Below are 8633 nucleotides of genomic sequence, written 5' to 3' on the forward strand. Positions count from 1 at the left end.
CGTGCGCGGAAAGCCGCGTACGGCGATCGGAGGCCGCACCTCATGCTCGACGAGTCGTTGCTCGACACCCCCGAGGCCCTGGCCCGGGCCGACCGCCGAGGCCTGCTGCGCGGCGCGGCCGAGGCGGGCGCCCGGGTCCGCACAGCGGTCCGGCACGCCACCGAATCGGGTCTGACCGAGCTGAAGCCGGACGGCCGCCCCCGCGCCATCCTCATCGCGGGACCGGGCACCGCGGCCGTCTGCGTCGCCGACCTGCTCGACGGCCTCGCGGGCGCCGGCTGCCCCGTCGTACGCCTGGCCCCCACCGGCGTCGCCCCCGCCGCGGGCGCCCTGCGCTGGGCGCTGCCCGGCTGGGCGGGCCCCGTCGACCTGCTGCTCATCGCCACACCGGACGGCTCCGAACCGGGCCTGACGCTCCTCGCCGAGCAGGCCTACCGCCGCGGCTGCACGGTCGTGGCCGTCGCCCCCGCGCGCACCCCGCTGGCCGAGGGCGTCGCGGGCAGCCACGGCCTGACCGTCCCCCTGGCCACCTCGCCCTACGGCGCCTACGAGGGCGCGCACGGTGACACCGACCGCGACTCCCTCTCGTACGAGGCGCGCCGCGTGGAGGACGAGGCCGCCCCCGGCGCTCCCGGCACCCTGTGGGCCCTCCTCGTGCCGCTCCTCGTGCTCCTGGACCGCACCGGCCTGATCGGGGCCCCGGTCGACGCGCTGCACAAGGTCGCCGACCGCCTCGACCGCGTCGCCGAACGCTGCGGCCCGGCCATCGCCACGTACAGCAACCCCGCCAAGACACTCGCCGCCGAGCTGGCCGACGCGCTCCCGCTCATCTGGACCGAGGGCCGGTCCGCGGCCGCCGCGGGCCGCCGCTTCGCCGCCACCCTCGCCGAACTGTCCGGGCGCGCCGCGCTCGCCGCCGAACTGCCCGAGGCCCTGCCCGCCCACGGCTGCCTGCTCGCGGGCAACCCCGCCGGCGGCGACGACACCGACGACTTCTTCCGCGACCGCGTCGACGACCCGGCCGCCCTTCGCGCGCGCGTGGTGCTGCTCCGCGACCGGCCGGTGGACGCCGGAGGCCTCTCCGCGGCCCCCGCCGCCCGCGAACTGGCGCACGGCCACGACGTCGCGCTCAGCGAGCTGGAGCCGGAGGACGGCGACGAACTGGAAGCCCTCGCGGAACTGATCGCCGTCACGGATTTCGCCGCCGTTTACCTGGCGCTCGCCGCCGGGGACCGATCATGACCGGACACCGGGCCAGGACCGCGGCGCCACCGGCCGTACCGGCTCCGGCAACGATGCCGGCCGTACCGATCCCGGCACGGATGCCGGCCGCGGTGACGTCGCCCGCCCGCCAGCAGCCGCGTACGCAGCACCAGTAAGGGAGACCCCCTCCGTGGACCGCCTCACCAACACCATCCGCCCCTACGCCTGGGGTTCGACCACCGCCATCGCGGAGCTCCTGGGGGTGGCGCCGAGCGGGGAACCGCAGGCCGAGATGTGGATGGGCGCCCACCCGGGCGCGCCCTCGCGCACCGGGCGCGGCGCGCTGCACGACCTCATCGACGCGGACCCGGAGCGCGAGCTGGGCGCGGCCGCCGTCGCCAGGTTCGGCCCGCGCCTGCCCTTCCTCCTCAAGGTCCTCGCGGCCGGCGCCCCGCTCTCCCTCCAGGTCCACCCGGATCTGGCCCAGGCGAAGGAGGGGTACGAGGACGAGGAGCGCCGGGGCGTCCCGATCGACGCCCCGAACCGCAACTACAAGGACGCCAACCACAAGCCCGAACTGATCTGCGCCCTCACGCCGTTCGACGGCCTGTGCGGCTTCCGCGCCCCCGCGCGGACCGCCGACCTGCTGGAGGCCCTCGGCGTCGACTCCCTCAAGCCGTACGTCGATCTGCTGCGCGCCCATCCCGAGGAAGGCGCCCTGCGCGAGGTCCTGACGGCCGTGCTGAGCGCCGACCCCGAGGAGATGGCCGCGACGGTCGCGGAGTTCACGGCCGCCGCCCAGCGCCTCGGCGGGGTCTACGAGCCCTACGCGGCCATCGCCCACCACTACCCCGGCGACCCCGGCGTCATCGCCGCGGCGCTGCTCAACCACGTACGACTCCAGCCCGGCGAGGCCCTGTTCCTCGGCGCCGGCGTCCCGCACGCCTACCTCGAAGGCCTCGGCGTCGAGATCATGGCCAACTCCGACAACGTCCTGCGCTGCGGCCTGACCCCCAAGCACGTGGACGTGCCGGAGCTGCTGCGCGTCGTCCGCTTCGAGGCGACCGACCCCGGCGTCCTGCGCCCCGAGGCGACGGCGGCCGGCGAAGAGGTCTACGACACCCCGATCGACGAGTTCCGGCTCTCCCGCTTCGTCCTGTCCGACGGCGCGGCCCCGCACGACCTGACCGCCCCCACCCCGCAGATCCTGCTCTGCGCCGCGGGCGAGGTCCACGCGGGCGCACTGCCCCTGACGCCCGGGCAGTCCGTCTTCGTCCCCGCGGGAGAAACGGCGGAAGTGTCCGGGTCGGGCACGGTTTTCCGGGCCACTGTGGTGGCCTGACGCGGCAGCACCCTGCCGTGCTGCAACAATGACCCACCGCAAAGGGCGGGCAAAGCACTGCCCGTCGGCGACGGCCGAGCACACACGAAGGCGAAGGGACCCCCGGCACTTATGAGCGCGTCAGGCGGAACAAAGGCGATCGTCGCGGCACTCGGCGCGAATCTCGCGATCGCGGTGGCGAAATTCGTCGCGTTCATCTTCAGCGGCTCGTCCTCGATGCTCGCCGAGAGCGTCCACTCGCTCGCCGACTCCGGCAACCAGGGACTCCTGCTCGTCGGCGGCAAGAAGGCCCAGCGCGAGGCGACCCCGCAACACCCCTTCGGCTACGGCCGCGAGCGCTACATCTACGCCTTCCTCGTCTCGATCGTCCTCTTCTCGGTCGGCGGCATGTTCGCGATCTACGAGGGCTACGAGAAGATCAAGCACCCGCACGAGATCGAGCACTGGTACTGGCCCGTCGGCGTCCTGGTGTTCGCGATCCTCGCGGAGGGCTTCTCCTTCCGGACCGCCATCAAGGAGTCCAACCACACGCGCGGCAACCTCTCCTGGCGGGAGTTCGTCCGCCGCGCCAAGGCCCCCGAGCTGCCGGTCGTCCTCCTGGAGGACCTCGGCGCGCTCGTCGGCCTGATCCTCGCCCTCGGCGGCGTCGGCCTGGCGCTCGCCACCGGCGAAGGCGTCTGGGACGGCATCGGCACGCTCTGCATCGGCGTCCTGCTCATCGCCATCGCGATCATCCTCGCCGCGGAGACCAAGTCGCTGCTGCTCGGCGAGGCCGCGGGCGTCGAGGAGGTCAGGAAGATCGAGAAGGCCCTGGTCGACGGCGACACCGTCACCAAGCTCATCCACATGCGCACCCTGCACCTCGGCCCCGAGGAGCTGCTCGTCGCCGCCAAGGTCGCCGTCCGGCACGACGAGACCGCGGCGAAGGTCGCCGCGGCCATCAACGCCGCCGAGGACCGCATCCGCACGGCGGTCCCGATCGCCCGCGTGATCTACCTCGAACCGGACATCTACAGCGAGACCGCGGCGGCCGAGGGCAGCAATCCGGCCAAGACCCCCGGCGGACACTGACCGTCTGCCGTCCGCACGCCGGACCCCGCTGCCGATGGGCCCCGCACCGCGCTGGTGCGGGGCCCATCGGCGTGCGGGGGAGCCCCTCCGCGCAAGCGGAGCCCGGCGGCTTCGGGCCGCGGCCGCGGAGGCGGGCTGTGGTTCGCCGGGTCCCCCGGTGTAGCTTGGGTGACTGAGCCAGACGTCGCTGCTGATGGCGGTCGGGCGGTCCGCGCACGGACCGGCCGAGGGAGAGAGGGCCTCCGACGGACTGCGCTGCGCGCGTCGGTGCGTCCTCGTACCCGACGCCGCAGGTCAGCCATGCCCACCCTCGACCCACCACACGAGGAGCAGCTCAACTCATGACGACTGCCACCAACGGCCAGGACTTCAAGGTCGCCGACCTCTCCCTCGCCGAGTTCGGCCGCAAGGAGATCACGCTCGCCGAGCACGAGATGCCCGGCCTGATGTCGATCCGCAAGGAGTACGCCGCCACGCAGCCGCTCGCCGGCGCCCGCGTCACCGGCTCCCTGCACATGACCGTGCAGACGGCCGTGCTCATCGAGACCCTGGTCGCCCTCGGCGCCGAGGTCCGCTGGGCCTCCTGCAACATCTTCTCCACCCAGGACCACGCCGCCGCGGCCATCGCCGTCGGCCCGAACGGCACCCCGGACAACCCCCAGGGCGTCCCGGTCTTCGCCTGGAAGGGCGAGACCCTCGAGGAGTACTGGTGGTGCACGGAGCAGGCGCTGACCTGGCCGAACACCCCCACCGGCGGCCCGAACATGATCCTGGACGACGGCGGCGACGCCACGCTCCTGGTCCACAAGGGCGTCGAGTACGAGAAGGACGGCAAGGTCCCCTCGCCCGACACCGCCGACTCCGACGAGCACCGCGTCGTCCTTGAGCTCCTCAACCGCACCATCACCGAGGGCTCGCAGAAGTGGACCCAGCTCGCCTCGGAGATCCGCGGCGTGACCGAGGAGACCACGACCGGCGTCCACCGCCTGTACGAGATGCACCGTGACGGCACCCTGCTGTTCCCGGCGATCAACGTGAACGACGCCGTGACCAAGTCGAAGTTCGACAACAAGTACGGCTGCCGCCACTCGCTCATCGACGGCATCAACCGCGCCACCGACGTCCTCATCGGCGGCAAGACCGCCGTCGTCTGCGGCTACGGCGACGTGGGCAAGGGCTGCGCGGAGTCGCTGCGCGGCCAGGGCGCCCGCGTGATCATCACCGAGATCGACCCGATCTGCGCCCTGCAGGCCGCCATGGACGGCTACCAGGTCACCACGCTCGACGAGGTCGTCGACAAGGCCGACATCTTCGTCACGACCACGGGCAACAAGGACATCATCATGGCCTCGGACATGGCCAAGATGAAGCACCAGGCGATCGTGGGCAACATCGGCCACTTCGACAACGAGATCGACATGGCCGGCCTGGCCGCCATCCCCGGCGTCGTCAAGGACGAGGTCAAGCCGCAGGTCCACACCTGGACGTTCCCCGACGGCAAGGTCCTGATCGTGCTGTCCGAGGGCCGCCTGCTCAACCTGGGCAACGCGACCGGCCACCCGTCCTTCGTGATGTCCAACTCGTTCGCGGACCAGACCCTGGCCCAGATCGAGCTGTTCACCAAGCAGGAGGAGTACCCGACCGATGTCTACGTGCTCCCCAAGCACCTGGACGAGAAGGTCGCCCGCCTGCACCTCGACGCGCTCGGCGTGAAGCTCACGACGCTCCGTCCCGAGCAGGCCGCGTACATCGGTGTCGAGGTCGAGGGCCCGTACAAGTCGGACCACTACCGCTACTGACGGCTGCGCCCGCAGTTCGGCCCCACTTCAGCAGGCCCTCGCCCCCGTGGCGGGGGCCTGCCCCCGTTGCCCACGACGGCGCCCGGCGTCAGCGATCAGCGCCCGGTGAAGTAGCGCGGCTTTCCCCGCGGCCACCCGGATTCCCACCGCAGCAACCCGACCGAGGACCAGGACCCAAGCCCATGCCCCGCGGCCGATATTCGCTCCATGATCCGCACGATCACACCCCCCTCGGCGAAGAACACTTCCACTGCGCACCCGGCCCCTCCGGCTGGCGCTACGTCTCCCAGAGGACCACCTCCGCAGGCACCCCCGCGGGCTCCGTCGACCTCGCGCTCGACGACCGGGGCCGCCCCATCCGTCTCGAACTGCACGCGGGCGACTGGCAGGTCCGCGCCGCCGCCCTCAACGGCGTCACCTGGGTCCGCGCCGACCCCACCGGCGCCCACGCCACCGAGGACAACGCGCCCGCCCACGCTTTCACCGGCACATCCCCCGCCTTCCTCGTCGCGACGGCCCGGCTCCTGCAGCTGACCCCCGCTTCCCCCGTGACCCGCGTCCGCCTGGTCGCCTTCACGGATCCGGTCCTCGCCCCCCGCACCCTCGACCAGTCCTGGGCCCTGCTGAAAACGGAAACACACGCCACTGACAACGGCCCGCTGACCGTGGACGAATACCAGGTCACGGCCCTGGACACCGGCGAACAGCACGCGGTCCACCTCACCGGCGACGTCGTCCTCGCGGCCCCCGGCATCGAACTCGAACACCTCGAAACACCGCCGTCGACCTTCAACTGAAGCCGGGTGTCTGATACCTGATGCCTGACGCCCGGCTAGGCCGGCGGTACGAAGCCCGTCGACGGAGGCGCGGCCTCGTGGCCCCCCGCCCCACCCGGTGGCGGCGCCACTTCGTTCGGAGCGGGCCAGTCCGCAGCGGCGGGGGGCCGAGCAGCCGTATCCGGAGCAGGTGCATCGGAAGCAGGCGAGTACCGCACAAGCCCAGGCGCCGCACCTCCACCGCCGGGCCCCGCCAGGAACCCACCGGGGCCGGCCTCCCCACCGAAGATCCGCCGCGCATCCCGCGCCTGCCGCTCGTGCACGACAGCCGCCAGATAGGCGGCCGGCGGTACGCCCTCGGGCGCGGGAGCCCCCGTCCGCTCCGCCAGATCACCGGCCAGCCGCTCCGCCATCGACCAACCCACCCGCGGATCCAGCTGTCCCATCCGCGTCAGGTACTGACGGATCGCGAGCCACAGCCCCTCCGGCACCCCGGACAGATCGAGCCCGGCGAACCGCCCCATCAGCCAGGGCGGCGGCGGAGGCACGAATACCGGCCGCCCCGCGGGCACCCGTTCACGTACGACCAGCGTGCCCGCGAACACATCCCCGAGCCGCCGCCCCCGCGCCGACACCAGCGACGCGACGCAGGCCACGACCCCGAACGTCATGAGGATCTCCACGACGCCGACGGCGCCCCGCACCAGCGCGTGCCGGAACCGGATCGGCCCGCCGTCGTCCCGCACCACCCGCAGCCCGCACGCCAGCTTCCCCGGCGAACGCCCGTGACTGAGCGTCTCCACCGCGATCGGCCCGCCGACCGGAATGAGGACGAATGCGGCGACGGCGACCGCCGCGGCCGCCGCGTCGTCCAACGAGGACGTCGAGGCGACGACCCCGACCATCACCGCCAGATACACCGCCCACACCACGACCAGGTCGAGCAGCAGGGCCAGCGCCCGGCTCGGCAGCTTCGCGGGGCGCAGCTCCAACGCCACCGCCTCACCCGTCACCAGCTCACTCACGCCCGCCGCCCTTCCCCGCCCTGCCGTAGGAGGGGCCAGTCTGCCAAGCTGAGCAGTCACGCGCCGCAGTACGAGGAGCAGCCACCCGATGGACCTCGACGTCTTCGTGACCGCCCACCGAGCCGAGTGGGACCGACTGGAGGCCCTGCTGCGCCGCCGCCGCCTCACAGGAGCCGAGGCGGACGAGCTGGTCACCCTCTACCAGCGCACCGCGACCCATCTCTCCCTGATCCGGTCCAGCGCTCCCGACCCGCAGCTGACCGGACGCCTGACCCAGCTGGTGGCCCGCGCCCGCAGCACCGTGACCGGCACCCGCCGCGCTTCGTGGCGTGACGCGACCCGCTTCCTCACAGAGGGCTTCCCCGCGGCGGTCTACCGCTCCCGCCACTGGTGGGTCCCCGCCGCGCTGCTCTCGACAGTTCTCGCGACCGTCATCGGCTGGTGGGTCGCCACCCACCCCGAGGTCCAGTCCTCGATCGCCGCCCCCGGCGAACTGCGGGAGCTGACCCGACCGGGCGGTGAGTACGAGACGTACTACTCCAGCCACCCCGCCGCGTCCTTCGCGGCCCAGGTCTGGACGAACAACGCGCAAGCCGCGGCGATGTGCCTCGTCCTGGGCGCCTTCCTCTGCTTCCCGGTCATCTGGATCCTCTTCCAGAACATGCTCAATCTCGGGGTCGGCATGGGCCTGATGTCCTCGGCCGGCCGCCTCGACACCTTCCTCGGCCTGGTCCTCCCGCACGGCCTTCTCGAACTGACCGCCGTCTTCGTGGCCGCCGGCACCGGCCTGCGCCTCGGCTGGACGCTCATCGACCCGGGCCCCCGCACCCGCCGCACAGCGATGGCGGAGGAGGGCCGGGCGGCCCTCGGCATGGCGATCGGCCTGGCGCTGGTGCTGTTCGTGTCGGGGGCCATCGAGGGCTTCGTGACCCCTTCCGGCCTGCCGACCTGGGCCCGCGTCACCATCGGGGTCGCCGCCGAGCTGGCGTTCCTCGCGTACGTCTACATCCTGGGCGGCAGGGCGGCCCGCGCGGGCGAAACGGGCGACCTGGCCGGACCGGACCGCAGCGCCTCCGTCCCCACCGCTGCGTGATGTGCGCGAGCCCCGGGGGAGCTGCTAGTCTCCTCTTCGCCCCGGAAAAACCGTTGACACGGCAGGACCGGGGAGGTAGATTCGAACAGTTGCCTAGAACTGGACAAGTCCAGCGGCGGCAGTTAAAGTCTGCTTGCTTCTCGAATTCACATAACGCGAGAAGCCGCCCCCGATGAATCGGAACTGAAGCCGGTAAGACCGGCGGAAAATCTCTGATAAAGTCGGTTCAGCCGAAAGGCAAAGGCCCTCCAACGGCCACCGGAAATGAAATCCGAACCGGAAACGGAACGGAAAACGGATCTGGTAAGGTTGGAAACACGAAAT

Annotated in this window: 7 protein-coding genes; 6 read left to right on the forward strand and 1 reads right to left on the reverse strand. The window is 72.1% G+C overall.

Translation table 11 applies throughout. From position 1 onward, the window contains the following. Window positions 1-42: 42 nt before the first annotated feature. The 5 genes from ACZ5GP_RS17975 to ACZ5GP_RS17995 all read left to right on the forward strand — a co-directional run bounded on the left by ACZ5GP_RS17975 (window position 43) and on the right by ACZ5GP_RS17995 (window position 6212). Window positions 43-1242 carry an SIS domain-containing protein gene (locus ACZ5GP_RS17975; RefSeq protein ID WP_468751755.1) on the forward strand — a complete coding sequence of 400 codons (1200 nt, stop codon included), beginning with the start codon at window positions 43-45 and terminating at the stop codon, window positions 1240-1242. Window positions 1243-1393: 151 nt separating this feature from the next. Further along, on the forward strand, window positions 1394-2545 hold the full coding sequence (gene manA / locus ACZ5GP_RS17980; RefSeq protein WP_468751756.1) for a mannose-6-phosphate isomerase, class I: 1152 nt from the start codon (window positions 1394-1396) through the stop codon (window positions 2543-2545). Between the two features lie 111 nt (window positions 2546-2656). Next, window positions 2657-3616, forward strand: coding sequence for a cation diffusion facilitator family transporter (locus ACZ5GP_RS17985; RefSeq protein WP_468751757.1), 960 nt, complete (start codon window positions 2657-2659; stop codon window positions 3614-3616). A gap of 341 nt (window positions 3617-3957) precedes the next feature. Next, a complete protein-coding gene (gene ahcY / locus ACZ5GP_RS17990) occupies window positions 3958-5415 on the forward strand; it encodes an adenosylhomocysteinase (protein ID WP_468751758.1) in 1458 nt (485 codons plus the stop codon). Between the two features lie 182 nt (window positions 5416-5597). Beyond that, window positions 5598-6212, forward strand: coding sequence for a hypothetical protein (locus tag ACZ5GP_RS17995; protein WP_468751759.1), 615 nt, complete (start codon window positions 5598-5600; stop codon window positions 6210-6212). A 35-nt stretch (window positions 6213-6247) separates the two neighbouring features. Here the strand turns inward: ACZ5GP_RS17995 and ACZ5GP_RS18000 are convergent, their stop codons facing one another. Then, complete coding sequence (locus ACZ5GP_RS18000; protein WP_468751760.1) at window positions 6248-7216, reverse strand: RDD family protein; 969 nt, start codon at window positions 7214-7216, stop codon at window positions 6248-6250. An 88-nt stretch (window positions 7217-7304) separates the two neighbouring features. Here ACZ5GP_RS18000 and ACZ5GP_RS18005 point away from each other — a divergent pair, with 88 nt between their 5' ends. Then, entirely contained in the window at window positions 7305-8309 is a 1005-nt protein-coding gene (locus ACZ5GP_RS18005; protein WP_468751761.1) for a stage II sporulation protein M, read from the forward strand. Window positions 8310-8633 lie beyond the last annotated feature (324 nt).

The organism is Streptomyces sp. NPDC031466 (assembly GCF_055581265.1).